At 61.2% G+C, this 26,606-nt stretch carries 24 protein-coding genes, 1 tRNA gene and 2 pseudogenes; 22 read left to right on the forward strand and 5 right to left on the reverse strand.

What is annotated here, in order from left to right:
* Window positions 1-86: pseudogene (locus tag EII23_RS05895) on the forward strand (IS5/IS1182 family transposase); the annotation flags it as partial.
* 113 nt (window positions 87-199) lie between these two features.
* Window positions 200-889 (forward strand): radical SAM protein, encoded by a 690-nt coding sequence (locus EII23_RS13620; RefSeq protein WP_409360228.1) that lies wholly within the window; start codon window positions 200-202, stop codon window positions 887-889.
* A gap of 365 nt (window positions 890-1,254) precedes the next feature.
* Here EII23_RS13620 and EII23_RS05905 read toward each other — a convergent pair.
* Window positions 1,255-1,331: transfer RNA gene (locus tag EII23_RS05905), tRNA-Pro, on the reverse strand.
* 466 nt (window positions 1,332-1,797) lie between these two features.
* On the opposite strand from EII23_RS05905, the gene recA reads away from it, so the two are divergent.
* From recA to EII23_RS05935, 6 genes are all read left to right on the forward strand, one after another.
* Window positions 1,798-2,874: a recombinase RecA gene (gene recA, locus EII23_RS05910; protein WP_185702317.1), complete on the forward strand. Its 1,077-nt coding sequence runs from the start codon at window positions 1,798-1,800 to the stop codon at window positions 2,872-2,874.
* Between the two features lie 57 nt (window positions 2,875-2,931).
* Complete coding sequence (alaS, locus tag EII23_RS05915) at window positions 2,932-5,598, forward strand: alanine--tRNA ligase (protein WP_124792469.1); 2,667 nt, start codon at window positions 2,932-2,934, stop codon at window positions 5,596-5,598.
* Window positions 5,599-5,607: 9 nt separating this feature from the next.
* The gene (gene ahbC / locus EII23_RS05920) at window positions 5,608-6,792 is read left to right on the forward strand and encodes a 12,18-didecarboxysiroheme deacetylase (RefSeq protein ID WP_124792470.1); all 1,185 of its coding nucleotides are present in this window, start codon (window positions 5,608-5,610) and stop codon (window positions 6,790-6,792) included.
* 81 nt (window positions 6,793-6,873) lie between these two features.
* Complete coding sequence (hemB, locus tag EII23_RS05925; protein ID WP_124792471.1) at window positions 6,874-7,860, forward strand: porphobilinogen synthase; 987 nt, start codon at window positions 6,874-6,876, stop codon at window positions 7,858-7,860.
* Window positions 7,860-9,017 carry a heme b synthase gene (ahbD, locus tag EII23_RS05930; RefSeq protein WP_185702318.1) on the forward strand — a complete coding sequence of 386 codons (1,158 nt, stop codon included), beginning with the start codon at window positions 7,860-7,862 and terminating at the stop codon, window positions 9,015-9,017. The genes hemB and ahbD overlap by 1 nt, the downstream gene beginning before the upstream one ends.
* Window positions 9,014-9,511 carry an AsnC family transcriptional regulator gene (locus EII23_RS05935; protein WP_124792472.1) on the forward strand — a complete coding sequence of 166 codons (498 nt, stop codon included), beginning with the start codon at window positions 9,014-9,016 and terminating at the stop codon, window positions 9,509-9,511. The genes ahbD and EII23_RS05935 overlap by 4 nt, the downstream gene beginning before the upstream one ends.
* A 12-nt stretch (window positions 9,512-9,523) precedes the next feature.
* On the opposite strand, the gene EII23_RS05940 is transcribed toward EII23_RS05935, so the two are convergent.
* Entirely contained in the window at window positions 9,524-11,215 is a 1,692-nt protein-coding gene (locus EII23_RS05940; RefSeq protein ID WP_124792473.1) for a LysM peptidoglycan-binding domain-containing protein, read from the reverse strand.
* On the opposite strand from EII23_RS05940, the gene EII23_RS05945 reads away from it, so the two are divergent.
* The 10 genes from EII23_RS05945 to EII23_RS05990 all read left to right on the forward strand — a co-directional run bounded on the left by EII23_RS05945 (window position 11,210) and on the right by EII23_RS05990 (window position 20,192).
* The gene (locus EII23_RS05945) at window positions 11,210-12,013 is read left to right on the forward strand and encodes an RNA methyltransferase (RefSeq protein WP_124792474.1); all 804 of its coding nucleotides are present in this window, start codon (window positions 11,210-11,212) and stop codon (window positions 12,011-12,013) included. The two genes, EII23_RS05940 and EII23_RS05945, sit on opposite strands and share 6 nt — an antisense overlap.
* Window positions 12,014-12,363: 350 nt before the next feature.
* Complete coding sequence (locus tag EII23_RS05950) at window positions 12,364-13,356, forward strand: hypothetical protein (protein ID WP_124792475.1); 993 nt, start codon at window positions 12,364-12,366, stop codon at window positions 13,354-13,356.
* Window positions 13,357-13,608: 252 nt separating this feature from the next.
* A complete protein-coding gene (locus tag EII23_RS05955) occupies window positions 13,609-14,139 on the forward strand; it encodes an RsbRD N-terminal domain-containing protein (protein WP_124792476.1) in 531 nt (176 codons plus the stop codon).
* A gap of 81 nt (window positions 14,140-14,220) precedes the next feature.
* Window positions 14,221-15,240, forward strand: a complete 1,020-nt coding sequence (gene dsrM, locus EII23_RS05960; protein ID WP_124792477.1) for a sulfate reduction electron transfer complex DsrMKJOP subunit DsrM — start codon at window positions 14,221-14,223, stop codon at window positions 15,238-15,240.
* A 12-nt stretch (window positions 15,241-15,252) separates the two neighbouring features.
* A complete protein-coding gene (gene dsrK / locus EII23_RS05965) occupies window positions 15,253-16,896 on the forward strand; it encodes a sulfate reduction electron transfer complex DsrMKJOP subunit DsrK (RefSeq protein WP_124792478.1) in 1,644 nt (547 codons plus the stop codon).
* Window positions 16,897-17,280, forward strand: a complete 384-nt coding sequence (gene dsrJ / locus EII23_RS05970; protein WP_124792479.1) for a sulfate reduction electron transfer complex DsrMKJOP subunit DsrJ — start codon at window positions 16,897-16,899, stop codon at window positions 17,278-17,280.
* Window positions 17,277-18,065 carry a sulfate reduction electron transfer complex DsrMKJOP subunit DsrO gene (gene dsrO / locus EII23_RS05975; RefSeq protein WP_124792480.1) on the forward strand — a complete coding sequence of 263 codons (789 nt, stop codon included), beginning with the start codon at window positions 17,277-17,279 and terminating at the stop codon, window positions 18,063-18,065. Before dsrJ ends, dsrO begins: the two co-directional genes overlap by 4 nt.
* A gap of 12 nt (window positions 18,066-18,077) precedes the next feature.
* Window positions 18,078-19,247 carry a sulfate reduction electron transfer complex DsrMKJOP subunit DsrP gene (gene dsrP / locus EII23_RS05980; RefSeq protein ID WP_124792481.1) on the forward strand — a complete coding sequence of 390 codons (1,170 nt, stop codon included), beginning with the start codon at window positions 18,078-18,080 and terminating at the stop codon, window positions 19,245-19,247.
* Window positions 19,248-19,425: 178 nt separating this feature from the next.
* Window positions 19,426-19,638: an antitoxin MazE family protein gene (locus tag EII23_RS05985; RefSeq protein ID WP_124792482.1), complete on the forward strand. Its 213-nt coding sequence runs from the start codon at window positions 19,426-19,428 to the stop codon at window positions 19,636-19,638.
* Entirely contained in the window at window positions 19,626-20,192 is a 567-nt protein-coding gene (locus tag EII23_RS05990; RefSeq protein WP_260424618.1) for a type II toxin-antitoxin system PemK/MazF family toxin, read from the forward strand. Before EII23_RS05985 ends, EII23_RS05990 begins: the two co-directional genes overlap by 13 nt.
* Here the strand turns inward: EII23_RS05990 and EII23_RS05995 are convergent.
* The gene (locus tag EII23_RS05995; protein ID WP_124792484.1) at window positions 20,080-20,712 is read right to left on the reverse strand and encodes a TetR/AcrR family transcriptional regulator; all 633 of its coding nucleotides are present in this window, start codon (window positions 20,710-20,712) and stop codon (window positions 20,080-20,082) included. The genes EII23_RS05990 and EII23_RS05995 overlap by 113 nt on opposite strands.
* A 98-nt stretch (window positions 20,713-20,810) precedes the next feature.
* A pseudogene (locus EII23_RS13390) lies at window positions 20,811-20,937 on the reverse strand (IS1595 family transposase); the annotation flags it as partial.
* 154 nt (window positions 20,938-21,091) lie between these two features.
* Here EII23_RS13390 and EII23_RS06000 point away from each other — a divergent pair.
* From EII23_RS06000 to EII23_RS06010, 3 genes are all read left to right on the forward strand, one after another.
* Complete coding sequence (locus EII23_RS06000) at window positions 21,092-22,423, forward strand: HD domain-containing protein (protein ID WP_124792519.1); 1,332 nt, start codon at window positions 21,092-21,094, stop codon at window positions 22,421-22,423.
* A 19-nt stretch (window positions 22,424-22,442) separates the two neighbouring features.
* Window positions 22,443-23,522: a 23S rRNA (adenine(2503)-C(2))-methyltransferase RlmN gene (rlmN, locus tag EII23_RS06005; protein WP_124792485.1), complete on the forward strand. Its 1,080-nt coding sequence runs from the start codon at window positions 22,443-22,445 to the stop codon at window positions 23,520-23,522.
* A 63-nt stretch (window positions 23,523-23,585) separates the two neighbouring features.
* Window positions 23,586-24,086 carry a VUT family protein gene (locus tag EII23_RS06010; RefSeq protein ID WP_124792486.1) on the forward strand — a complete coding sequence of 167 codons (501 nt, stop codon included), beginning with the start codon at window positions 23,586-23,588 and terminating at the stop codon, window positions 24,084-24,086.
* A gap of 22 nt (window positions 24,087-24,108) precedes the next feature.
* Here the strand turns inward: EII23_RS06010 and tgt are convergent, their stop codons facing one another.
* Window positions 24,109-25,239, reverse strand: a complete 1,131-nt coding sequence (gene tgt / locus EII23_RS06015) for a tRNA guanosine(34) transglycosylase Tgt (protein ID WP_124792487.1) — start codon at window positions 25,237-25,239, stop codon at window positions 24,109-24,111.
* Window positions 25,240-25,403: 164 nt separating this feature from the next.
* Between tgt and alr the strand changes: the two genes are divergently transcribed.
* The gene (alr, locus tag EII23_RS06020) at window positions 25,404-26,522 is read left to right on the forward strand and encodes an alanine racemase (protein WP_124792488.1); all 1,119 of its coding nucleotides are present in this window, start codon (window positions 25,404-25,406) and stop codon (window positions 26,520-26,522) included.
* Window positions 26,523-26,606: the final 84 nt, after the last annotated feature.

Raw genomic sequence — 26,606 nt, forward strand, 5'->3', positions numbered from 1 at the left:
TCGCTACGCGCTACGCAAAACGAAGCCTTTCCTTCCTTGCCGCCGTGCAAATCAGGTGCATCTCATTGTGGGCAAAAATAATTTGACGACACTATCTATGTGTCGCGGGGCTACCCCTTTATGGCAGTCACCCCCGACCAGTTGGAGCAGGAAATTCTCGTCAAACAAACCGCTTTTCCCCGACAACACCGCCATTTATATGACCGGCTCCAACCCTTTTGCCCTGCCTGCCGGAAAACTGAAAAAATACATTGCCATACTGCGCAAGCATTTTCCGCACTTTGCACGCGTAAGCATGCAGAGCCGTATTGACGACATTGCGAACAAGAGCACGGCGGAATTACGCGAACTTTGCGGTCTTGGACTGAGTCATCTCTATATCGGCACGGAAAATGGCAACGACGCCGTTCTCTCGCTCATGAACAAGGGGCATTCCGCTTCCGAAACTGTAGAACAACTGCTGCGGCTGGATGAGGCGGGAATAACATATACCACGTTCTACATTATCGGCATGGGCGGCAAGGGCATGGGAATCGCCAGCGGTGAAGCCACGGCACGGATGTTCAATCAAGTGCACCCGCAGCGGATCACCACGACAGGCATGACGGTCTTCCCTAATACCCCACTGGCGGAAATGAAAACGCGGAATGAATTCATTGAGGCATCAGAACGGGAAAAAATAGAAGAACTTCAGGTATTTCTGAAGGCTCTGACCATAGATACCTTCTATGACGGCATCCATTACCTGAATTCGCTCAACTACCGTTTTTCCAATACTGACACAGAAGAAAAACGCCGCGTCCTGAAAGATATTGACGACATCCTGCGTTCCTCCACGGATGAGGAACTGGAAATGATGGTCAGTCGCCATCTTAAGCAATCATTGTAGGAATATATCAATGCATTCTTTCTTCAGAAAACTGACGTCAAAACATATATTGTTACAACTGCAGAGCAAGGATAACTATGAATATCATTATCCTTAGAGAAATTCTCCGTATTAAAGGAAACACTTCCATATTGTATGATGCTTTTACAGAAGGCGAAATAGTGCCTGTCATACCGTATTTACCCGCTTCAATTTACAAAAATGGACCTATGCGGGTAGGAAATATGAATTCGGTCGGAAAGGATTCTCTGGACTTCCGCCCCTCTTTTTGGTGTAGCCCCGAAACACGCCACTCGATAGTATTTTCCAGGGCGCGGATTGCCCGTTCAAGGCACCTGCCAGTTACTGGCAAGTGCCTGAAAAAATGGTCGGAGCGACTGGATTCGAACCAGCGACCCCCTGCTCCCAAAGCAGGTGCGCTACCAGACTGCGCCACGCTCCGCGCCGGGTTGCCAAATTGCCGGGCCGCCAAAAAGGCAGGCATGCGTGGGGGCATGCACCGGCAAAGGCAGACGCAGCATACCTATGCCATGCCCGCCTGTTCTGTCAATTCCCGCCGTGCGGGCAAACCCCAGGCAGGGAGAACGCGTCCGCCCATAGTTTGGCAATTCCGCCGCACGGGGGCATCCGGGTGGCGGCCATCACGATCTCCGCTTTTGTTCGATAATCCCCGCCGCGCGGGGCATTCCTCGAGTTCACAGTGCGCTGGTACCCATGCCGACCGCCAATTTCCGCAGTACAAAGCCCCCAAAAAAGCGCGCAAGATCGCGCTGCTCCGTTACTTTCTGCCACGCACAAGCTCCGCCATATGGGGCCAAAATACACGCGGGCAGCATTCTTCCATTTGCCTTGCGGCATGTCCTCTGGTATGCTGTTGTGCTTGGAAACTATCCATACGGAGTACCATCATGGCCAAAAAAGCGGCCCCAAATCCCCTGGACGCCCGCGCCGAAGCTCTGGGAACCGCGCTTGCGACCATTGAGCGCAAGTACGGCAAGGGCGCGGTAATGAAGCTCTCTGACGAGGCTCACGTCAACATTCCCGTCATTCCCACGGGTTCCATCGGCCTTGATCTGGCCTTGGGCGTTGGCGGCATCCCGCGCGGGCGCGTTACGGAAATTTTCGGCCCGGAATCCTCGGGCAAGACGACCCTGACCCTGCACATCATTGCCGAATGCCAGAAACAGGGCGGCACCTGCGCCTTTGTGGACGCGGAGCATGCTCTGGACGTGGGCTATGCCCGCCGCCTGGGCGTCAATACCGACGACCTGATCATTGCCCAGCCCGACTACGGCGAACAGGCTCTGGACATTGCCGACATGCTGGTGCGTTCCGGCGCGGTGGATCTGGTGGTCATCGACTCCGTGGCGGCCCTCATCCCCCAGGCCGAGCTGGAAGGCGACATCGGCGAAACCCAGGTGGGGGGGCATGCCCGCCTCATGTCCCACGCCATGCGCCGCCTGACGGGCACCATCCACAAATCGCGCACCTCGGTGGTCTTCATCAACCAGATCCGCATGAAAATCGGCACCATGGGCTACGGCAGCCCCGAAACCACCACCGGCGGCAACGCGCTCAAGTTCTATTCTTCCGTCCGCATGGACATCCGGCGTATCCAGACCCTCAAGGACAAAGAAGAATCCTTCGGCTCACGCACCCGCGTCAAGGTGGTCAAAAACAAGGTGGCCCCCCCCTTTCGCAGCGCCCTCTTTGACATCCTGTACGGGCAGGGCATCTCACGCGCGGGCGAGCTCCTGGACATCGGCGTGGAAGCCAAAATCATCGACCAGAGCGGCTCATGGTTCGCCTTTGACGGAGAAAAGCTGGGGCAGGGGAGAGAAAAGGTCCGCGCCCTGCTGGACGAAACCCCTGACCTGCGCTCCAGAATCGAAGCCAAGGTAGTGGAATTTCTCGGCATGCACCCGCAAGAGTTCACCCCCACCGCAGAAGAAATGGACGAGGGCCAGCCCCCGGCCTACGACTAGGACTTTTTTCTCGCCCCTGCCGTGCGGGGGCGTCTTTATGTAACGGAGCCGCAGCCCATGCTCACCGCCCAGGAAATCCGCCGCCGCTATCTTGATTTTTTCCAGCGCCACCAGCACCAGATCGTCCGTTCAGGGCCGCTTGTGCCCCCTGACGACCCGAGCCTGCTTTTTGCCAATTCGGGCATGGTGCAGTTCAAAAAACTTTTTCTCGGCGAGGAAAGGCGCGCCTATACCCGTGCCGTTAGTTGCCAGAAATGCCTGCGGGTGTCCGGCAAGCACAACGATCTGGAAAATGTGGGGCGCACGGCCCGCCACCACACGTTTTTCGAAATGCTGGGCAATTTCTCCTTCGGCGATTATTTCAAGCGCGACGCCATTGCCATGGCCTGGGAATTTCTGACTGTAGACATGGAGTTGCCCAAAGAAAAACTCTGGATCACCGTTTTCCGGGACGATGAGGAAGCCGCCTCCCTCTGGCAGGAACTGGCCGGAATCGCCCCCGAACGCATTGTGCGCATGGGCGAGAAAGACAATTTCTGGACCATGGGCGACACCGGCCCCTGCGGCCCCTGTTCGGAAATCTATGTGGATCAGGGCGAAGCCCTGGCCTGCGGCCCGGACTGCGGCATCGGCCGGTGTGACTGTGACCGTTTTCTGGAAATCTGGAACCTTGTTTTCACCCAGTTTGATCAGGCCGCAGACGGCTCGCGTGTGGCCCTGGCCCATCCCAACATTGATACGGGCATGGGTCTGGAACGCATGGCGGCAGTGGCCCAGGGCAAGCTCTCCAACTTTGACTGCGACCTTTTTCAGGCCATCATCCAGCATGCGGCCTCCCTGGCTGGCGTGACCTACAGTTTCAGCCCGCCGGACAGCAACGATGTGGACACGGCCCTGCGCGTCATCGCCGACCACAGCCGTTCTGCGGCCTTTCTCATCGCTGACGGAGTGCTGCCCTCCAACGAGAGCCGGGGCTATGTTCTGCGCCGCCTCATCCGCCGCGCCCTGCGTTTTGCCACCCTCATGGGCGTCAACGAGCCTTTCATGCACAAGGTGGCCCGCAAGGTCACGGAAGTCATGGGCGAAGCCTATCCCGAACTGCCGGAACAGGCGGATTTCATTGAGCGCGCCGTGCACGAGGAGGAGCAGCGTTTTTCCCTCACCCTGCAAAAGGGCTTGGAATTGCTGGAAGAAGAGCTTGCCTCTCTTGCCAAGGCGGGCAGCACGCGCATTTCCGGCGAGTTCTGCTTCCGCCTGTACGATACCTATGGCTTCCCTCTGGACATTGTGACCGATGTGGCCGGAAAACGCGGTTTCAGCGTGGATTCCGCCGAATTTGAAAGCCATATGGCCGCGCAGCGCCGCCGCGCCCGCGAAAGCCAGAAAAAAGGCGGCCTGCTCGGCCAGACCTCCGACGGCAAAGATCTTTTCAAGCCTCTGCGGGATGCGGGCATCACCTGTGTTTTCACCGGCTATGAGGGTCTTGAGGCCCAAAGCCCCCTGACCGCCCTGCTCAATGCCGCAGGCGAGCCTGTTTCCAGCCTGGGCGAAGGCGAGAGCGGCTATGCCGTGACCAGCAGCAGCCCCTTTTACGGAGAAGGCGGCGGGCAGTGCGGAGACGCGGGCCTGATGCGCCTTGCCTCCGGAGAAGCCCGTGTGCTGTGCGCCCACCGCCCCGCGCCCGATCTTCTGGTACATCAGGTGGAGGTGCTCAAAGGCGAAATCCACACCGGCGGTGAGGCTTCCCTGCGCGTGGATCCGGACCTGCGCAAGAGCACGGCCCGCAACCATACCTGCACCCATCTGCTGCACGCGGCCCTGCGCCGCGTGCTGGGCACACACGTCAGGCAGGCCGGTTCACTGGTGGACGCCCGGCGGCTGCGCTTTGACTTCTCCCACATTGCCGCCCTGACGCCGGAAGAACTGGCCGCCGTGGAACGCGATGTCAACCGCGCCATTCTGGCCGACCTCCCCGTCACCGCAAGGGAAATGCCCCTCGCGGAAGCGGAAAAACTGGGCGCCATGGCCCTGTTTGGCGAAAAATACGGCGATGTGGTGCGCGTGCTGACCATTGACGGGCAAAACGGCCCGGAATCCGTGGAGCTTTGCGGCGGCACGCATTTGAGCCGCACGGGCGAGGCCGGGATATTTCTTGTTGTGGCCGAAAGCGGCGTGGCCGCAGGCACACGGCGCATCGAGGCCGTTACCGGCTGGTCGGCCTACGACCGCATCTTGACCCAGCGTGCGGAGCAGGAGGCCCTTGCCGCCCTGCTCAAGGCCCGGCCCGGCCAGTTGGCCGAACGCGTGCAGGCCCTGCACGCCGAAATGAAGAAACTGCGCAAAACTTCAGAAAAAGCCGCGCCCGCCTCCGGGGCCGACCTTGTTGCACAGGCCAGAAACGTCAACGGCATCAGCCTGCTCACCGCCCTTCTGGACGGCGTGCCCGTCAAGGCGCTGCGCGAAGTGATGGACGACGTGCGCTCCCGCCTGCCCCAGGCAGCCGTGGCCTGCCTGGCCACTGTTGAAGACGGCAAGGTGGGCCTGCTGCTCTATGTTTCCAAAGACCTGCACGGCTCCTTCACCGCTCCCGCCCTGATCCGGGACGTTGCCGCGCCCTGCGGCGGCTCGGGCGGCGGCAGGCCCGATCTGGCCCAGGCGGGCGGCACCAACCCCGACGGCATTGACTCTGCCTTTGCCGTCCTGCACAACAGCATTGCCCATTGAGGACACGCCATGATCGGCATCTCCAAACTGTACTGCGGCCAGGTGGAACCTTCCGACGCCTTGCGCTACGGGCGTGAGGCGGGCAAGCTTCCCTCCCATCTGCTCCAATTCTCCAAGGACAAAAAGCCCGTTGTGGTCTGGAACATGACCAAACGCTGCAACTTGAAGTGTGTGCACTGCTATGCCCACGCCGTGGCAGTGGACGGGCAGGACGACATCAGCACAGCCCAGGCCAGGGCCATGATCGATGATCTGGCGGCCTACGGCGCACCGGTCATGCTTTTTTCCGGCGGGGAGCCGCTGGTGCGCAAAGACCTGACAGAACTGGCCAGTTATGCCACCTCCCGCGGCATGCGCGCGGTCATCTCCACCAACGGCACCCTCATCACCAAGGACAAGGCGCGCGAACTCAAGGCCGTGGGCCTTTCCTATGTGGGCATCTCGCTGGACGGCATGGAAGATGTGCACGACAGATTCCGGGCTGTGCCCGGCTCTTTCAGAAAGGCGCTGGAAGGCATTGCCAACTGCCAGGCCGAAGGGCTGAAGGTGGGCCTGCGCTTCACCATCAACAAACGCAATGTGGCGGAAATTCCGGGTATTTTCCGCCTGCTTGAAGAGCTGGAAGTGCCCCGCGCCTGTTTTTACCATCTGGTCTATTCCGGGCGCGGCTCCGACCTCATCCGGGAAGATCTGGACCACGCCCAGACCCGTCAGGTGCTGGATCTCATCATGGACGAAACCCGCGCCCTGTTCGAGGCGGGCCACCCCAAGGAAATCCTCACTGTGGACAACCATGCCGACGGCCCCTATCTCTGGATGCGCCTGCAAAAGGAAGATCCCCGGCGCGCCGAAGAAGTTTTTGAACTTCTCCAGTACAACGAGGGCAACAGTTCCGGGCGCGGCATCGGCTGTATTTCGTGGGACGGCAAAGTCCACGCGGACCAGTTCTGGCGGGAGCATGTATTCGGCAATGTGCTGGAGCGCCCCTTTTCCCATATTTGGGACGACCCCTCCATCGAACTCCTGCACAAACTCAAGGACAAGAAAAAGCACGTCAAGGGCCGTTGCGCCCGTTGCCGTTTTCTGAACATCTGCGGCGGCAACTTCCGCGCCCGCGCCGAAGCCTGGTACGGCGACGAATGGGCGCAGGACCCGGCATGCTACCTTACGGACGAAGAAATCGGCATCGCCTGAAACCGGAGTGACGCTGCCCGGCGAAAAAGCCGCCGGGGAAAAATCGCATCTGTTTTCAGGCTCTTGCACAGGGAAACAACAATGACCACTTTTCATCGCGGCCGCCGCCTGCGCCGGACGCCCCCGCTCCGCGCCCTGACGCGTGAAACAGCCCCCCTCCTCGCCGAAGACCTGATCATGCCCTGGTTTGTGGCCGAAAGCCGGGATGCGGATTTTTGCAAGCCAATCCCCTCCATGCCCGGCCAGTTCCAACTGGGCTTGGGCCAACTGGAAAAACAGGTGGCCCGGGCTGTGGACGCAGGGCTGACAGCCGTGCTGCTTTTCGGCATTCCCGCTGTCAAGGACGAAAGGGCTTCCGGCGCATACGCCGAAAACGGCATTGTGCAGCAGGCCGTGCGGCTGCTCAAGCGCCGCTGGCCCGCCCTGCTGGTCATTACCGATGTTTGCCTGTGCGAATACATGAGCCACGGGCACTGCGGCCTGCTTGCCCCCGACGGGGAAGCGCTCAACGACCCGACCCTGCCCCTGCTGGCAAAAACCGCGCTCAGCCACGCGCAGGCCGGAGCGGACGTGGTGGCCCCGTCAGACATGATGGACGGCCGCGTTGCGGCCATCCGCCGCTGCCTGGACGATCACAATTTTGCGCATCTGCCCGTGCTCTCCTACGCGGTCAAATACGCCTCGGCCTATTACGGCCCTTTTCGCGATGCGGCAGAAAGCGCTCCGGCCAGCGGCGACCGCAAATCCTACCAGATGGATCCGGGCAATGCCCGCGAGGCCCTGCGCGAAGCCCGCGCGGATCTGGACGAGGGAGCGGACGCCCTGATCGTCAAACCTGCCGGGCCGTATGGCGACATTATCCGCGCTGTGCGCGAGCAGGTGGACGTGCCCCTCTGCGCCTATCAGGTCAGCGGAGAATACTCCATGATCCGCGCGGCGGGCATCAACGGCTGGATTGACGAGCAGGCCGTCATGCTGGAATCCCTTCAAGGCATCAAACGCGCGGGAGCGGACATGATTGTCACCTATTTTGCAGAAAGCCTGCTGCGGCAAGGGCTGGTGCGCTGATGCCCCCGCATGACCACGCGCACGCCCGCGGAGCCGCGCCCGCCGATGCCATGGCAGCGCCCCCGCGTACGCTGGAAGACGGCAGCCCCGCCTGCCGCCTCATTGCCTGGGAAGTGACCCGCTCCTGCAATCTGGCTTGCAGGCACTGCCGTGCCGAGGCGCACCCAACGCCCTATCCCGGCGAACTTTCCACAGCCGAGGCCAAGGCCCTCATCGACACCTTTCCCCAGGTGGGCAGGCCCATTGTCATTTTTACCGGCGGCGATCCCATGATGCGCCCGGACGTGTACGAACTGGTGGCCTATACCCGCGAGAAGGGGCTGCCCTGCGCCTTTTCGCCCAACGGAACCCTGATTACCGCCGAAAGCGCGCGAAAAATAAAGGACGCCGGTGTGGGCCGCTGCTCCATTTCCCTTGACGGAGCCGATGCCGCCAGCCACGACAGTTTTCGCGGCGTGCCCGGCGCATTTGCGGCCTCCCTGCGCGGCATCGAACACCTCAAGGCCGCAGGTGTTCCCTTTCAGATCAACACCACGGTGACCCGCAACAATCTGTCCAGCTTCCGGAAAATCTTTGACCTCTGTCAGCGCATCGGCGCGCAGGCCTGGCATATTTTTCTTCTGGTGCCCATGGGCCGCGCCGCGGGTCTGGCCGATCAGGTCATCAGCGCGCAGGAATACGAAGAGGTTCTGCACTGGCTGTACGACTTTCGCAAAAGCACCGACATGCACCTCAAGGCCACCTGCGCCCCGCACTATTACCGCATCATGCGGCAGCGCGCCCGCGAGGAGGGCATCAGCGTAACGCCCGACAACTTCGGCATGGACGCGCACACCAGAGGCTGTCTGGGCGGGACGGGCTTCTGCTTCATCAGCCACGCAGGGCAGGTGCAGCCCTGCGGCTATCTGGAACTGAACTGCGGCAATGTGCGGCAAACGCCCTTTCCCCACATCTGGCGCACCAGTGAATATTTTCTGCAATTCCGTAGCCAGTCCTGCTATCAGGGCAAATGCGGAGTCTGCGAATACCACAAGGTCTGCGGAGGCTGCCGCGCCCGCGCGCACAGCATGGACGGCGACCACATGGGCGAGGAGCCTCTGTGCTCCCATATTCCGGAAAAACTGCGCCGCGCGCCGACAACGGGAGGCAGGCCATGAGCACAGAATCCGCAGCCGCTGCGGCGGGTCTGGATCAGATGGACAAAAAACTTCTGGACATCATCCAGGCCGATTTTCCCCTGACTCCGCGTCCCTATGCCGACCTGGGCAAAATGCTGGGCATTGCGGAGCAGGAAGCACTGGACCGGGTGCGTGCCCTGCGGGAGCGCAAGATCATCCGCCGCCTGGGGGCCAACTTCCAGTCAGCCAAACTGGGCTTTGTTTCCACACTCTGCGCGGCCAGGGTTTCACCGGAAAAAATGGAGTCCTTCGTGGCTGCGGTGAACGCACAGCCCGGCGTGACCCACAATTACCTGCGCGAGCACGAATACAATATCTGGTTCACGCTCATCAGCCCTTCCAAAGAAGCGGAGCAGGCCACTCTGGACGCCATCACCGCCGCCACGGGTGTGCCCATTCTCAACCTGCCCGCAACCCGCCTGTTCAAAATCCGGGCGGTGTTCCGCATGGACGGAGACGAAGCTCCGGCCTGATCTTCATGGGCGTTACGGGCGCACCACCAGAGACGCGCCAACGCGCAAGTTCTTTTCGTCCACGCTGTTCCAGCGTTTCAGGTCTTCCACGCTCACGTTATAGGTGCGGGCGATTTTCCAGAGGCTGTCCCTGTCCTGTACGGTATGGATTTGCCTGTTCCCCCCGCCCGCTGTGTTTTCGGCCATCTGGCGGGTGCTGCCCGCAGCGGCCGCGCCTTCCGCAGCGCCGGGAATGCGCAGCAGCAGCCCGGCGCGCAGCCTGCGGGGATCTTCAATCCTGTTGTAAGCCCGCAACAGCTCCGTATCCACACGGTACATGCGCGCCACAACTCCCAGGCTTTCGCCCGCCGCAAGGCGGTGCACCCTGCCGCCCTGATCCTCCGCCTGTCTGGAGCGCGCTGCGGGCACACCCGCTCCGGCCCCCTTGGGGGCGGGACGGGCAGGGCGGCTGTCCAGAGCGGCCACAGCCGCCGCAGACATGTCTGCGGAGCGGGGCACAAGAATGGTCTGGCCTGCGCGCAGGCTTTCCGCGCCGGGATTGACCGCGCGCAGGGCAGCGACGGAAACTCCCGTGCGGCGGCTGATTTTCTTCCACGAATCTGCGCCGGACTGCACCTGCACCGCTCCCCATCCGGCATACTGCCGGTTTTTCTCTGACGCGAGAAAAGCCTGCGCCTGCCCGGCATGTTTTTCGGGAACATAGACAAAGGTGGTGCGCCCCGTGTCCGTGATGCTCCGCTTGTGGTGCCTGTTGTGGGCGGCAAAGTCCTCCCGGCTCAGACGGCAGGCATCGGCCAGACCGGACAGATCGGTTCCCGGGGGGGCTGTCAGGCGCGCCATGCCGGGGCTGCCGCCGGTGCGCACGCCGTCAAAGCCCAGTTGCGGCAGATTGCGCATGATTTTGGCCACAGCCAGAAAGCGGGGCACATACTGCACGGTTTCCGCGCGCAGTTGCTCCTTGTCGTCCAGCATATGGTTGCGGGAGCTGGCGGCAAAAAAATCCCTGCTGCCCGTGCCGCGCAGGGCGCGGCCCAGCTTGCCTTCTCCGGCATTGTAGGCGGCAATGGCCGTGGGCCAGTCGCCAAAATCTCCATGAAGCTTGCGCAGATAGGCCGCCGCAGCCTCGGTGGAGCGCAGAACGTCCAGCCTGTCGTCAGACCACCAGTCCTGGGTCAGGCCGTACTGCTGCCCTGTCCGGGGCATGAACTGCCAGACCCCGGCCGCCCCCGCCGAAGAGCGGGCTTCGCAGCGGTATCCGCTTTCCACAATGCCCAGCCAGGCAAGCTCCTCCGGCATGCCGTGCGAACGGAACGTGGCCCGCACCTGATCCATATAGGGTTGCGCCCTCTGGGAGGCGGCGTGGATGACCTTGCGGTGCGTGCGCAGATAGCGCTTGTACTCCCGCTCCACATCCCGCATGGCCGCGGCGGAAAGTCCCTTGTCCACATGGCCTGTGGTGTGCATGGCCGCAATTTCCGTATGGTTCAGGGGCGGACCCGTGTCTTCTGTCGGCAGGGAAAAGCCGGACAATCTTGACGAGCCGCCGCCCAGTCCCGGCGCGCAGCCTCCGGCCAGCAGCAGACAGAACAGCAGCGCCAGCATGCTCCGCGCGGCCCCGGCTTGCCATTGGCCGGGAAGGCGCGTACACAGCCGCGAAAGCCATTGCCCTTTTCGTCCCTTCCCCACGCGGAGCCCCGTATGCATGATTCTTCCTCCGACATTTCTCTTTTGCCGGGCCTGAAGCCCGTTCTGGAACTGCTCGGCAGCGACCCGCGCCGCATTGACTGCGTGTTTTGCAAAAAAGGACTGCGCGGGCCGGACGCGCACGCCATCCAGACTCTGTGCCGACAGCACGGTGTGCGCCTGAACCTTGTGGACCAGGTTTTTCTGGACCGCCTGTGCGCTCCCGCCTGCGGGCAGGGGCACCGCCATGCCGTTGCGCACCAGGGTGTGGCGGCCCGTCTGGCGGCTACGGAATTCTGCGGCCTGGAACAGATGCTGGACGCGGTGCGCCACGCTCCGCTGCCCGTGATTGTGGCCTTTGATCAGGTGCAGGATCCAGGCAATGTGGGCACGCTCTGCCGCACCCTCTACGCTCTGGGCGGAGCGGGCATCCTGCTGCCGCTCCACAACAGCGCCTACCTCGGTCCGGCCGCGCGGCGCGCGGCGGCAGGCGCGCTGGAGCGCCTGCCCGTGGCCCGCGTGACCAATCTGGCCCACGCCCTGGACAGCGCGGAAGAAGCGGGCCTGACCATCTACGGCACAGGCGCGCCGAACTGCCCCGGAGCACAGGATATTTTTGCCGAACCCATGCTCCTGCCCGCCGTGCTGGTGCTGGGCAACGAAAACAAGGGGCTGCGCCCCGGCGTGGCCAAGCGCTGCGCCCGCATGCTGCACATTCCTCTGGCCCGCGCCTTTGATTCTCTCAATGTGGCCCAGGCCGGAGCCGTGCTTTTGGGCCTTGCCGCAGCGCGCGCCGGCACGCCGCCAACAATATTTTGACAAAATGTCCACCATGCTGCGCAACAAGCAAAAAGCAGACCACAAAGACTGCACTTGCACAGAAAAAGAAAAAATTTTTCCGTATCAGACACAGAAAAGCGTATCTTACAGCAGACTTTCCAGAGAAGATGCAGTATTGATTTTTTCTAGATTTTTTCTATGAATTGTTTTTGAAAAGCATACAGTGCGCATCATACAGACATTATACAGCAGAATCCGCGCATACGAAAAAATTTCACGCTGCGGCCTGCTGCCGCCCGAAGGCCCGCGCTTTACGCAGACCCTCCAAAAGAGTATGCTGCCTGCCGTGATCTGTTTTTTCCGTGCAACCATCCGTGGAAGAGGAGAGCATGAACCGACCGCGTGAAATCCATACCGGCGCGCTGTGCCTCGCCTTGCTGGCTGCGGCCTTTTGTTTCTGGAGCGCTGCGGGCAATGATCTTGGCCTGTGCGTGACAGGGGGGTGCGCCCTGTATCAGGACGCCACGGTGGCGGGTGTTTCCCTCTGGTGGGTGGGCAGCGGCGTTTTTCTTCTGCTGGGCCTTTTGGCCCTGCTGGGCGCTGCAGGCCTGGGGCGCGCCCTTTCGGCCCTGGCCCTGCTGGCCGACACGGCCCTTCTGCTGCTCATGGCCCTCACAGCCCCGTGCAGCAACTGCCTGGTGGTCGCTGTTTTTTTTGCTTTGCTGTACAGGAGCTTCCGCAAAACAGCCCTTTCCCGCGCACGCACGCCCCAGGGCGGGCGCTCGCTGCTGCTGGCCGCATGGCTCGTGCTTTTTCTGGTCAACCTGGGGGCTGTGGGCCGCTCCCAGGCCGGAGTCTGGGCCATGACAGACAATGAAGACGCCGCCGTGCGCGTTTTCTTTTCTCCCTCCTGCCCCAGTTGTCGTGACGCCGTGGCCGCGCTGTCGGGCCATGTGGATGTGGCTTTCTGCCCCCTGGCGGAAAACGATGCCGACGTGCAGACCACAGCCCGCATGCTGCGCCTTCTGGACGACGGAACCAGCATGATCGACGCCCTGCTCAAGGCCCGCGCGGAATCTCCGCAGGCCACGGCATCCCTGCACCCGGATATGCTTCTGCTGCGCTTCCGCATGCTGCGCAACAAGGCCCACGTCTTGTCTACCGGAAGCCAGACCGTGCCTTTTCTCGAGTATCGCGGCCTGCCCTCCATGCTGGCCCAGAAAAACCGGGAGCGGGAGGAGCGGCGCGCTGCCCCGCCTGCGCAGCCGCCTGCCCCGGCACCTGGGCAGCCGCCCGCACAACCCCCTGAGCACGAGGACGCGCATCTGCCTGTGGAGCCACTGACCGCAGGCCAGTGCGGCGGCGCAAACCCTTGCCCGTAAGGGACGCAGGCGACACACAGGCTGATCCCAAACCCTGCTTCGCGGAGTTTGCGCCGTCCAGGCCGCGAACACATCCGCTTTGCCGGACAAAAATGGTTCTGGCGTCCGCACAGCAGATTTTGCCGTTTTTCGGCACTGTCCGGTGCCCCCTGCGCTCTCCTCCCCTGTCTCCGGAGCGCAGACGGTCTTGACGTCAAAGAGATTTCTCTCGTATAATAAAAAGTCCTATCCGAAAAAATCCCTGGGGACGGCATGAAAGCAATCGACGTGTTTCGCAAGCACAAGGGCGAAATTGTACGCCTGTGGACAGAAGCTGTCTTCGACACCTACCCTTTTGAAACAACCGGTTTTCTGCGCACGCGGCAGGATCCTTTTGGCAATCCCGTGGCCCACATGACCCGCGAGGCGGCTTCCGCCCTCTATGATGCGGCCACCGGCGAGCATGTGGAGGTGGAAAGCACCCGCAAGGCTCTGGACCGCTTTGTCAAACTGCGCGCCGTGCAGAAATTTCCCCCAAGCCAGAGCCTGGGCATTTTCAGCCTCATGAAGCCCATTCTGCGCGAACACCTGTTGCCCGAACTGCTGGAGCGGGGCGAGTTGTCCGCGTATTTCGACACCGAAGCACGCCTGGACAGCCTGACCCTGCTGGCCTTTGACATGTATATGCAGAACCGCGAGATTCTTGCAGAATCACGCATTACAGAGATACGCTCCCAGCACGCCCAACTGGCGCGCTGGGCGCAGGCCCTGGAAAACGGCCAGCCCCTGACGGCCAAAAACTGACAGGCCGCCGCGCCCGCGGCCGGACACAGCTCAGGCCCGCAGTGGGCTTTTGAGGCAACTTTAGTGGAAGAGAGGTAGGGAATGTTCAATTCATTGCTGCTGGTGCTGCTCATAGGAGCCGTTGCCTGGGCGGGATCGGCCATCGGGCTTGCCGGTCTGTTCGGCATTGCGCTCCCCTATGCGGCAGTGGTCGTTTTTCTTGCCGGCGTCATATGGCGCATGGTTTACTGGGCCAAATCCCCCGTGCCCTTCTGCATCCCCACCACCGGCGGGCAGGAGCAATCGCTGGACTTTATCCGGCAGGACAAGGTGGACTGCCCCAGCACCACCTGGGGCGTGCTGCAACGCATGTTCCTGGAGGTTTTTCTTTTCCGTTCGCTGTTCCGCAACACGCATGCGGAAACGCTGGAGCACGACCCCGTCAGCAACGGCCCCCGGACCATCTATTATTCCTCCAAATGGCTCTGGGCCTTCGCGCTTCTTTTTCACTACTGTTTTCTGCTGGTTTTCATCCGCCATTTCCGTTTCTTCATGGAGCCGGTGCCCTCCTGTATCCGCTTTCTCGAAAGCATTGACGGCATCATGCAGGTGGGTTCGCCCCGCTTCTTCATGACCGGCGGTCTGGTGCTGGTGGCCTTGCTCTTTTTGCTGGGGCGGCGCATCTTCAACGAGCGTCTGCGCTATCTGTCCCTGCCCAACGACTATTTCCCCCTCTGGCTGCTCATTGCCATCGTGGGCACGGGCATCTGCCTGCGCTATTTTGACAAGGCCGAGATCGCCCAGGTCAGAATCTTCATCATGGGGCTCATCCATTTTGCACCTGTGGCTGCCTCCGGCATCAATGCCCTGTTCTTCACGCACCTGACGCTGGTCTGCGTACTTTTGATCTACTTCCCCTTCTCCAAGCTCATGCACATGCCGGGAGTCTTTTTCAGCCCCACGCGCAACCTGCCCAACAATTCGCGCCGCGTGCGGCACATCAATCCCTGGAATCCTCCCAAGCAGTTCTTCACCTACCCCGAGTATGAGGACACCTACCGCGACGCCATGGCCGAGGCCGGGCTGCCGCTGGAAAAGCAACCCGAAAAGGCCGCCGAGTAAGGAGTTTCCGCTATGGCAAAATTACCTACGCCGCAAATGCTTGTCGCCAGCCGTCCGGGATTTCCCGAGCAGGACTGGCTTGACGTCAAGCCCGAATTCACGCCCGGCAGCTTCTGCTATCCGGCCAAGAAAGAGACCATGGAGCTTCTGCACATGCCCAATCCCCACGATTGGGATCCGGCGGAAGAAGACTGGAATCTGCCCGAAAACTGGGAGCAAATCCTCTGCGACGCCTTTGCCGACCGCCTGGAGAAACACCGTTCGCTCAAGCTCTTCATGGATATCTGTGTGCGCTGCGGAGCCTGCGCCGACAAGTGCCATTTTTTCCTGGGCACCAATGACCCCAAAAACATGCCCGTGCTGCGCGCCGAGCTTCTGCGCTCCCTGTACCGCCGCGACCACAGCATGCTGGGCAAGATTCTGGGCAAGAAAGTGGGCGCGCGCGGCTGGGACAAGGCCGTGGTCAAGGAGCTTTTCTACTATGCCTACCAGTGTACCGAGTGCCGTCGCTGCTCGCTGTTCTGTCCCTACGGCATCGACACCGCAGAAATCACTGCCATTGTCCGCGAGCTGCTGCACGAAGTGGGCTTGGGCACGCACTGGATCATGGATCCGGTGAAAAATTGCAGTTTCACCGGCAACCACTTGGGCATCCAGCCTCATTCCTTTGTGGAAATCGTGGAAATGCTGGCCGATGACTGCGAAACTGTCACCGGCATCCGCCCCAAGACCCCCTTCAACGAAAAGGGGCACGAAATCCTGTTCATCACGCCCTCGGGCGATGTGTTCGCGGATCCGGGCATCTACACCTTCATGGGCTATCTGCTGCTCTTCCACGAGTTGGATCTGGACTACACCCTGTCCACCTATGCTTCCGAAGGCGGCAACTTCGGTTCCTTCACCTCCTTCAACATGGCCAAAAAGCTCAACGCCAAAATGTACGCCGAGGCCGAGCGCCTGGGCGCCAAGTGGATTCTGGGCGGCGAGTGCGGGCACATGTGGCGCGTCATCAACCAATATATGGACACCTACAACGGCCCGTCCCCGGATCACATGAAAACGCCGGTTTCGCCCATTACCGGCACGACCTTCCACAACGCCGCATCCACAAAAATGGTGCACATTGCCGAATTCACGGCCGACCTCATCCACCACAACAAACTGAAGCTGGACCCCAGCCGCAACGACCACATCATCACTACCTTCCACGACTCGTGCAACCCGGCCCGCGCCATGGGCATGCTTGACGAGCCGCGCTATGTGCTCAAGGCCGTATGCAACAACTTCGTGGAAATGCCCGAAAACACCATCCGCGAGCAGACCTTCTGCTGTGGCGCGGGATCGGGCCTGAACACCGAGGAAATCATGGAACTGCGCATGCGCGCAGGCATGCCGCGCGGCAATGCCCTGCGCTACGTGCAGGAAAAACACGGCGTCAACCACATGGCCTGCGTTTGCGCCATTGACCGCGCCACCCTGCCGCCCCTGGCCAATTACTGGGCGCCGGGCGTCAATGTGAGCGGCCTGCACGAACTTGTGGGCAACGCTCTGGTCATGAAGGGCGAGAGCAAGCGCACCATGGATCTGCGCCAGGAAGACCTGCCCAACGTGGCGGAGGACGATGACGCGCCCGAGGCGCAGGGGGAGGGCCGGTAAATGTATAACGCCAAATTTGTCATCCTCGGGATCCTCATTTTTGTGGGTCTGTTCACCTCCCCGTTCTGGGCCGGCCTGCTGGGGAAAAACTACACCGAAACCGGCATTGTACTGCCCAAGAACGAAAAAGAGTGCGTCGAAAATGTGGACTTCATGCGCAACCAGCACATGCGCCTGCTCAATGAGTGGCGCGACGAGGCCCTGCGCAACGAAAACCGCGTCTATGTGGCCTCCAGCGGCAAAAAGTGGACTGTCAGCCTGCAGAATACCTGTCTGAAGTGCCACGAGAACTACAAGGAATTCTGCGACAAGTGCCATGTGGCCAACAGCGTTGATACCTATTGCTGGACCTGCCACATCATTCCTCAGGGGAGCAAGCAATGAACAAGAGCAGAAGAAGCTTTCTGAAAGTGGCGGGCATCTCCGCCTTTGCCCTGAGCGGCTCCGTGGCGGGTCTTTCCCTGGCTGGCGAGGCGCGGGCGCAGATCGCCCCGGGACGCTATGAGCGCGGGGGCGCGGCCCTGAAGGCCAAACGCTGGGCCATGGTCATCGACACGCGGCAGTTCCACACAGCCAAGGACTACCAGCCGCTCATCGATGCCTGCCACGCTTTCCACAATGTACCCGCCATTCCCGACAATCAGGACATCAAGTGGCTCTGGCTGGACACCTTCAACCACGCCTTTCCCGACGAAATGAACCAGTATCTGGACGAGCGCCGCAGTTCGAACAGCTATCCCCTGCTGTGCAACCACTGCACCAATCCTCCGTGCGTGCGCGTGTGCCCGACCCAGGCCACCTACAAGATGGAAGACGGCATTGTGGCCATGGACTACCATCGCTGCATCGGCTGCCGTTTCTGCATGGCGGGCTGTCCCTACGGAGCGCGTTCGTTCAACTTCAAGGATCCGCGCAAATTCCTGGCGGATCCGGCCCCCAACCAGGCCTACCCCACACGCATGATCGGCGTGGTGGAAAAATGCACCTTCTGTGCGGAGCGTCTGGCCGCGGGGCAACTGCCGGCCTGTGTCGAAGCCTCCGGCGGGAAAATCCTTTTCGGCGACCTGGAAGACCCCAAATCAACGGTGCGGCAGGCTCTGGCCGCCAACTACAGTATCCGCCGCAAGCCCAACCTGGGCACGCAGCCCGGCGTTTACTACCTCATATAGGGAGAACAGGCCATGCTTGAAAAATTGCTCGAAGGGCCCAAAGCCTATTATGTGTGGCTGCTCTTTCTGCTCTGCCTTATCGCAGGGTGCGGCCTTGTGTACCTGGACCAGCTCCAGAACGGCCTCAGCGTCACCGGCCTGAGCCGCGATGTTTCCTGGGGGCTGTACATCTCGCAGTTCACCTACTTTGTGGGCGTTGCCGCTTCGGCCGTCATGCTGGTGCTGCCGACCTACTTTCACCACTACAAGAAATTCAAGCGCATGATCATCTTTGGCGAGTTCATGGCCGTGGCGGCCGTGGTCATGTGCGCCCTGTTCATCGTGGTGGACCTGGGCCAGCCCCAGCGCATGCTCAACGTCATGCTGCACCCCACGCCCAACTCAGTCATGTTTTATGACATGCTGGTGCTCATCGGCTATCTCGGCCTGAACATCATCATCGGCTGGGTCACCCTGGAGGCCGAGCGCCACGAAGTGGCGCCGCCCAAATGGATCAAGCCCCTCATCTACATTTCCATTCTCTGGGCCTTTTCCATCCACACGGTGACGGCCTTCCTGTACGCGGGCATCCCCGGCCGCCATTACTGGCTCACGGCCATCATGGCCGCCCGCTTCCTTTCTTCGGCCTTCTGCTCCGGTCCGGCCATCCTCCTGCTGCTCATGCTGGTGGTGCGCCGCTTCACCGGCTTTGACGTGGGCCGGGAGGCGGTCAAAACCCTGACCACCATCATTGTCTACGCCATGTGCATCAACGTGTTCTTCTATCTGCTGGAACTGTTCACCGCTTTCTACAGCGGCATTCCCGGCCATGAAGAACCCATCCGTCTGCTGTTCCTCGGCCATGACGGGCACCTGTTCTGGGTGGGCTACTGGATGTGGGCGGCAGTGATCATGGCCTTCGCATCGCTGGCCCTGCTTATCCCGCCGCAGTGGCGCACGCATCCCTGCATCATGCCCATCGCTCTGATCATGCTGGTGCTGGCGTCCTGGATTGACAAGGGCCTTGGCCTGCTCGTCGGCGGATTCACTCCCAACATGTTTGAAGCCATCACCCCCTACATGCCCACAGCCAAGGAAATCGCCGTGGCTCTGGGCGTTTACGCCGTGGGCGCTCTGGTGCTCTCCCTGCTCTGGCGGGTGGCCCTGGGCGTCAAAAAAGAGCTGAACGCCTATACCGAATGAAAGGCGCAAGCGCAGTAACACATACGGCCGACTCCCGTACGGGGGTCGGCCGTTTTGCGTCACGGGCAGGTTTGCCATATTTCGGCGCGGCCAAGGGGGCATCAGCACTGCTCAAAAAGAATATGCTGGTAGACATTTTTGTCCGCCCTTGTACATGTAACAAAAAGGAAAGACGGCAATGCCCACATGTACTTCCGAAAGAGTGCAAAAGCACCGGGCCAGTCTGCGCGCTGCGGGGCTCAGGCCGGTACAGATCTGGGTTCCGGATACCCGGAAGAAGGGCTTTGCCGAAGAATGCCGCCAGAGCCTGCTTTTGCTCCATGATGCCCACGAAGCAGAACTACTGAAATGGATTGAAGAAACTTCTGCCCGTGAAGGATGGACTTCGTGAAGCGTGGGGATATTGTGGCCATTGTCCAGCCCGGAGCATACGAACCCCGGCCAGCGCTGGTCATCCAGTCGGACCTGTTTCATGTGCATCCTTCGGTAACCATTCTTCCCCTGACCAGCACGTTACGGGAAGCACCCCTTTTTCGGCTCCGTGTCGAACCATCTCCCCAGAATGGCCTGCGTGTCACCTCGGAGATCATGATAGACAAGGCGACCGCCGTTCCCCGTGAAAAGGCGGGCGAGATTTTTGGACAGTTGGAGGAAGAACGTCTGCGCGAGACAGAACGCCTTTTGCTGTATGGCTGGGTATTGCCTGAATCCTGCGGGAGTTTCCCCGCACAGCGTTTGTGCCTGCGGCTCCCTCCCAAAGGTCAAAAGGTGACTGCGCGGGAGTTTTTTAGGATGCCCATAAGAAATAAAGCCTATAAATTCATACTGTTAATTAAACTATCTTGTCGGGCAAAATATGAATCGCGTATTGCGCCACCTTCTCAAGTTGTGATTGAGATAAGCCGTCACGGGCTTGAATGGACAAACCCTCCAACATGGCATTGAATGCCCCGGCCATTGAGGCTACGTCCGTATCTTGAGGCAGTTGGCCGTCCTCGATTCCCTGTCGGATTCTGGCTGCGAACATATCCTTGGTGGCGAGACGAAGTTGCCGGATGGCATCAGCAATTTCCTGGGCATCTTCCGAAATATTGACGGCTGCGAGTACAACCATGCAGCCGCATGGGGTATCGGGGGACAAAAGAATCCGGGCTGATTCAGCGAAAAAATCGCCTATGGCTTTGTAAATGTCGGGTTCCGCCATGAACTTTTTCCCAGGCGCATCCCAATACGTTTCCTCATAAAAGGTGGCTGCCTCCAGAAACAGCTTGGCTTTGTTGCCAAAGGTTGCGTACAGGCTGGGCGCATTGATTCCCATGGCTTTGCACAATTCGGAAATGGACGCAGGCTCATAGCCGCGCTGCCAGAAAACTTCCAGAGCTGCAAAAAGGGCTTTATCCCGGTCAAAACAGCGCGGACGGCCTTTGCTGCGAATATTTTTTGGAGTTTTTTTTGTGTTTGGCATGGCAACTTGTCAAATAGAAGAAATGGGCATAACCATCGCCCTGCTCTTCTAGCAGATTTTTGTAGCATCTGCCACAAAATTATGCGCTCCGGGACATCAGTTTGGGGAGAAACCTTGCCCCTCATGATGGCTTTGAAGCGTCCTGGCCGGGCAGTCCGTGACCGATTCGGCACAAGCCGCACTGTCACGCTCATATATATCGAAAACCGGCTGTTCGGCAGCCCCCAAACAGGGCACACATCAGAAAAAGAACGGGAAAAGAGCAGGAAACTCTCCCCGGAAAACCGGGCTTGACTTGAAACCTCGCTCACAGGCATACTTACAGGATACAGGGCATTTTTTTCACAAAATGCCCCGCCATCCCCGCAAGGAGCCCATGATGCACCAAGCTCTCAAAGACGCCATATCCATCTGCAAGACCCTGCTGCGCAACGGCTATGACGCCCATGTCATCAACGCTCCCCTGCAAAACACCCTTCTGCACAGAAACACGCAGGCGGCGGTGGACATTGCCTGCGAGCCGGACCTGGAAACCCTGGTGCGCCTGTTTCCCAAGGCAGCTCCCGTTCCGGGCCAGCGCGCCCTGGCCGTGATGGAGGAAGGAGGAGTTCTCTTCTACTTCTACCCTCTGGAAGTGGCTGCCGCCGGGCACCCCGAACTGGCCCTGCTGCGCATCACGCCGGGCATCATTGACCGCCTGCGCCCCGAAGAACGCTGCAAACTGCGCCTCACGGGCTTTGGCAGCCCCGAGACCAGCGGCGACGCCTACGAAGGTTTTGAAGATGTGCAGGGCGGGGCCATCTGTCTCACGGGCCTGCCCGACGAAACCCTGCGCCACGACTACCTGCTGGCCGTGCGGGCCTTGCGTTTCGCGGCCAATTTTGATCTGCCCATTGAGCCCAATACCTGGCTGGCCATTGTTCGCGCCTCGTCCCGCGTGCTGGACTATGTGCCCGGCACGGACATCATGGACGAATGGCGCAAGGTGGCCGCAGAGTCCATGCACCGCTTCGTACGCCTTTTGTACGATGCCCACATTCTGCAAGGGCTTATTCCCGAAGTGGCTGCTCTGGCCTGTCTGACCCAGATGCGCAACAAGGAAGGCGAAACGGAAAACGTCTTCGAGCACACCCTGCAATGCATGCGCCACTATCCGGAAGAGGACTTCCACTACGACTGGCTGGGAACCATGGCCATGCTCTTTCATGACGTGGGCAAACTGTATACCGGCGAATTTTTTGACGGCCAGTGGACCTACTACCAGCACCACCGTGTGGGGGCCAAGGTCACGCGCAAGATCCTGCGCCGCCTGCACTTCGCCCAGGAAGACATTGATCTGCTCTGCCACCTTGTCCGCCATCACATGCGCTTCCACTTCATGATGACCGACAGGGGCATCCGCCGTTTCAAGGCCCTGGACGATTATCCGCGCCTGATCGCCATGGCCCGCGCGGACCTCAAGGCCCGCAACGGTATCCTGACCTCGTTCAACCACAACATGAAGTACCTGGGCCGTGCAGAAATGCCCGAACAGATGCTGGAGCCGCTCCTCAACGGCAACGAGATCATGCGGGAAACCAGCCTCACCCCCGGCCCTGCGGTGGGCGTGATCCGCGATGCGCTTTTGCAGGCCCAGATCGCGGGCGAAGTCACCGATGTGGAATCCGCCGCGCGCTTTGTACGGGAGTACGCCCGCAAGTCCGTGGGGTAGGCGGCGCGGCGGCAGGCCCATGACCAACCTTCTTGACCTGACCCTGCCCGAGCTGGAAGCCTGGCTGCGGGATCATCTGGGCGAGCCGGGATTCCGCGCGGTGCAGATCTGGCAGTGGATGTGGCAGAAGCTGGCCCGCGATTTCACGGAAATGACCAATGTTTCCCGCGCCTGCCGTGAGCGCCTCGCTGGTCTTGCGCGCATTGTCTGGCCCGAGGTGGAGTCTGTTGCAGAAAGCAGGGACGGCACCACCAAGTTCCTCCTGCGGCTGGAAGACGGGGCGCTGGTGGAAACCGTGCTCATCCCCTCGGATTCGCGCGAGGGCGTCCGGCGTTGGACGCAATGCCTGTCCTCCCAGGTGGGGTGCGCCATGGGCTGCACCTTCTGCGCCACCGGGCAGGCGGGATTCGAGCGCCAGATGAGCATGGCGGAAATTCTGGGGCAGATTCTGGTGGCCCGCAAACATCTGGGCGATGCCCGGCCGGACAGGCCCGTGCTGCGCAATCTGGTTTTCATGGGCATGGGCGAGCCGCTGCTCAACCTGCGGCAGGTCATGCGCTCTCTGGAATGCCTGAACAACGACAAGGGCCTGAACTTTTCCCCCCGCCGCATCACCGTTTCCACCTGCGGCATCGAAAAAGGTCTGCAAGAACTGGGCGAAAGCGGCCTGGCCTATCTGGCTGTTTCTCTGCACGCCCCCACCCAGCAACTGCGCGAGCGCATCATGCCCAAGGCGGCCCGCTGGCCGCTGGACGATCTGGTGCGCGCCCTCAAATCCTACCCCCTCAAGACGCGGGAGCGCATCACCCTCGAATACCTGCTGCTGGGCGGGGTCAACGACGGCCCGGAACAGGCTAGAGATTTGGCAAAACTGGTGGCCGACCTGAAGGGCAAGCTCAACCTCATTGTCTACAATCCCACTGACGGCGCGCCCTATGCGGCTCCTGACGAGGAGCGCATCCTGGCCTTCGAGCAGTATCTCTGGAAGCGCCGCATCACGGCTATTGTGCGCAAAAGCAAGGGGCAGGACATTTCCGCCGCCTGCGGCCAGCTCAAGGCCGCACGCACGTCCGGGGTTCCCGCGCCCGCCGGGCCGTAAGCCGCGCCCTGCCCGGAACGCGCGCGGCTTGACGAATGCGCGGACGGCGCATACTCTCCGGGCATGTTCAGCCTCGTAACCTATGTTTCCCTGATTGTCGGCGTCAACTACGCCTTTGCCGTCACGCCGCTGGTGGAACTGCCCAACGGCGAAATGTGGCCGCCAGTTTCCCTGCTGGTGGGTTTCATTTTTGTGGTGCGCGACTTTGCCCAGCGCCGCGTGGGGCATCATGTGCTCTGGGCCATGCTGGCGGGCTGCGTGGTGAGCTGGCATATGGCCAGCCCCCAACTGGCGCTGGCCAGCGCCGCGGCCTTTGCCGTGGGCGAACTGGCGGACTGGGCCCTGTATACCTTTACCCGGCGCAGCTTTTCCCAACGCATCCTTTTGTCGAGTCTGGCGGGCGCGCCTCTGGACAGCATTGTCTTTCTGTCTGTCATCGGGCTGGCCTCGCCCTGGTCTGTCCTGACCATGAGCCTGAGCAAGACAGCGGGCGCGCTGCTGGTTTTCTGGCTGGTGCGCCGCCGGGAAATGCGGCCGCAGGCTCTGGGCCGCCAGAGCGTGTAGCGGCTTCGGATCCGGCGCGCCGTCAGGCGGTACCGGCAGCTTCTTCGGGATACAGGGCCGCAATGCCCGCCGCAAAAGCGTTGTAGCGTCCTTCCACAATGGCCTTGCGGGCCTCGCGCACCAGATGGAGATAATAGGTCAGGTTGTGCAGGGAATTGAGCCGGCAGGAGAGCAGTTCCCGGCTCACATACAGATGCCGCAGATAGGCCCGCGAAAAGTTGCGACAGGCATAGCAGGAGCAGCAGGGATCCAGCGGGCCGTCGTCCTCCGCATACTGGCGGCGCTTGATGTTGACCTTGCCCAGCGACGTATAGAGCGTGCCGTTGCGCGCGTTGCGGGTGGGCAAAACGCAGTCGAACATGTCCACTCCGGCCCCGATGCCCGTGACGATATCCAGTGGCGTGCCCACGCCCATGAGATAGCGGGCCTTGCCCCAGGGCAGGAGGGGGGCCGTGTGCCCCAGCATATCGTACATCTGGCTCTTGGGCTCCCCTACAGAAAGCCCGCCGATGGCCAGACCGTCAAAATCCATACCGCAGATTTCCTCTGTGGACTGCGCCCGCAAGTCCTTGTAAAAACCGCCCTGCACAATACCGAAAAGCAGATTGTGCGCCGTGCCTGCGGGATACGCCTCCCGCGCTCTCGCGGCCCAGCGTGTGGTCAGGGCCAGAGACTTGCGGGTATAGGCATGGTCCGCGCCGTACGGAACGCATTCGTCCAGCACCATCATGATGTCGGAGTTCAGGTTGCGCTGGATTTCCAGCACTTTTTCGGGCGTGAACAAATGCCGCGAGCCGTCAAGGTGCGAGCGGAACTCCACCCCCTCCTCACGGATTTTGCGCAGGGAACTCAAACTGAAAACCTGAAAGCCGCCGCTGTCGGTCAAAATGGCGCCGGGCCAGGAGGCAAAGGCGTGCAGCCCGCCGCGCCGCGCCACAAGGGCGTCGCCGGGGCGCAGATAGAGATGGTAGGTATTGCCCAGAATAACGGGCGCGCCGATGGCCAGCAGGTCGTCGGGAGCCAGAGCCTTGACCGAACCTACCGTGCCCACGGGCATGAATACGGGGGTGGGGACGATGCCGTGGGCTGTGCGCAGCAAGCCCGCGCGGGCATTGCCGTCGCTGTGCTCCAGGGTAAAAACGGGTGTCGTCATGCGCCGTACACTATCCGCAAGGCGCTTGGGGCGCAAGCCCGCGAAAACGCGGCAAAGAGGCGCGCGGAGCGGAAATTTTTTTCGGGCGTTTTGCCCGTGCTCCAGTTGCGGGCTTGTGGCCCGCAAGGCATATTGCTATGCTTCGAGGCTTGGAGGAAGCCCCCATGCATGCGAACATTTTCTCTCCGGCTCTCTGCCATGTGGATCTGGGGGCGGTGCGGCGCAATTTTTCCCGCCTGGGGGCGGCGTCAGCCATCATGCCCGTCATCAAGTCCGATGCGTACGGGCACGGGCTGATGCCCGTGGCCGATGCTCTGGCCCAAAGCGGCGCAGAGCGTTTTGCCGTGGGCACGGCAGCCGAGGGTCTGGCCCTGCGCGCCGGAGGCATCGGGCAGGAAATCCTGCTTCTGCTGGGCGCGCACGGCGCTGAAGAGTGGCAGGCTGCCGCAGGCAACAGGCTCACTCCCCTTGTGGGCAGCTTCGAGGCCCTTGACGCGGCTGCCGCCGCATCTCCCGTCCGCGTGGCCGTCAAGTGCGAAACCGGCATGGGCCGCCTGGGCTTCCGGCGCGATGCCCTGCCCCTTCTGCTGGACAAATTGCGCCACATGCCGGGCGTCACGCCGGTCATGGTTCTCTCGCACCTTTCTTCTGCCGACATGCCGGAAGAAGACGCCCATACCCGCGAACAGATAGCGCGGTTTGAGCACATGAGCGCTGCCCTGCGGAGCGTTTTTCCGGGGATTTCGCGCTCGCTGGCCAATTCGGCCGCAACCCTGGCGCTGCCCAAAGCCCGGTACGAAGTCTGCCGTCCCGGCCTTGCCCTCTACGGAGGCAACCCTTTTGCGGGCACAGACCGGGAAAATCTGTGCCCCGACCTTGAGTGGGCCATGAGCGTCAGCGCCCCGGTGTTGGAGGTGCACAGCCTGGCCGCCGGAGAGAGCGTTTCGTACGGGCGCGCCTTCCGGGCAGACAGGCCCATGCTGGTGGCGGCAGTGGGCATCGGCTACGCCACGGGCTTTGCCCGTGCGCTTTCCAACCGCGCCGCAGTGCTGGTCAACGGTCGCCGCGCCCCGCAGGTGGGCAGGGTGTGCATGGGCATCCTCATGGTCGATGTGACCGATGCCGGCCCCGTGCAGCCGGGCGACAGGGCATGGCTGCTGGGCGGCCCCGCCGCCAAAGGGCAAAAGGCCGTGGACGCGCAGGAACTGGCCGGGCTTCTTGACACCATTCCCTATGAGGTGCTCTGCCTGATGGGCGTCACCAACCGGCGCGTGTACGCATGATTTCCAAGCAGGAGGATGCGCCTCCCTCTGCCCCGAAAACACGCCTTGACAGCCCCTTGGCGGGCGTGTATAGAGGTGAGTCCT

The sequence above is a fragment of the Desulfovibrio sp. OH1186_COT-070 genome, from assembly GCF_003860215.1.
Taxonomy (GTDB): Bacteria; Desulfobacterota; Desulfovibrionia; order Desulfovibrionales; family Desulfovibrionaceae; genus Desulfovibrio.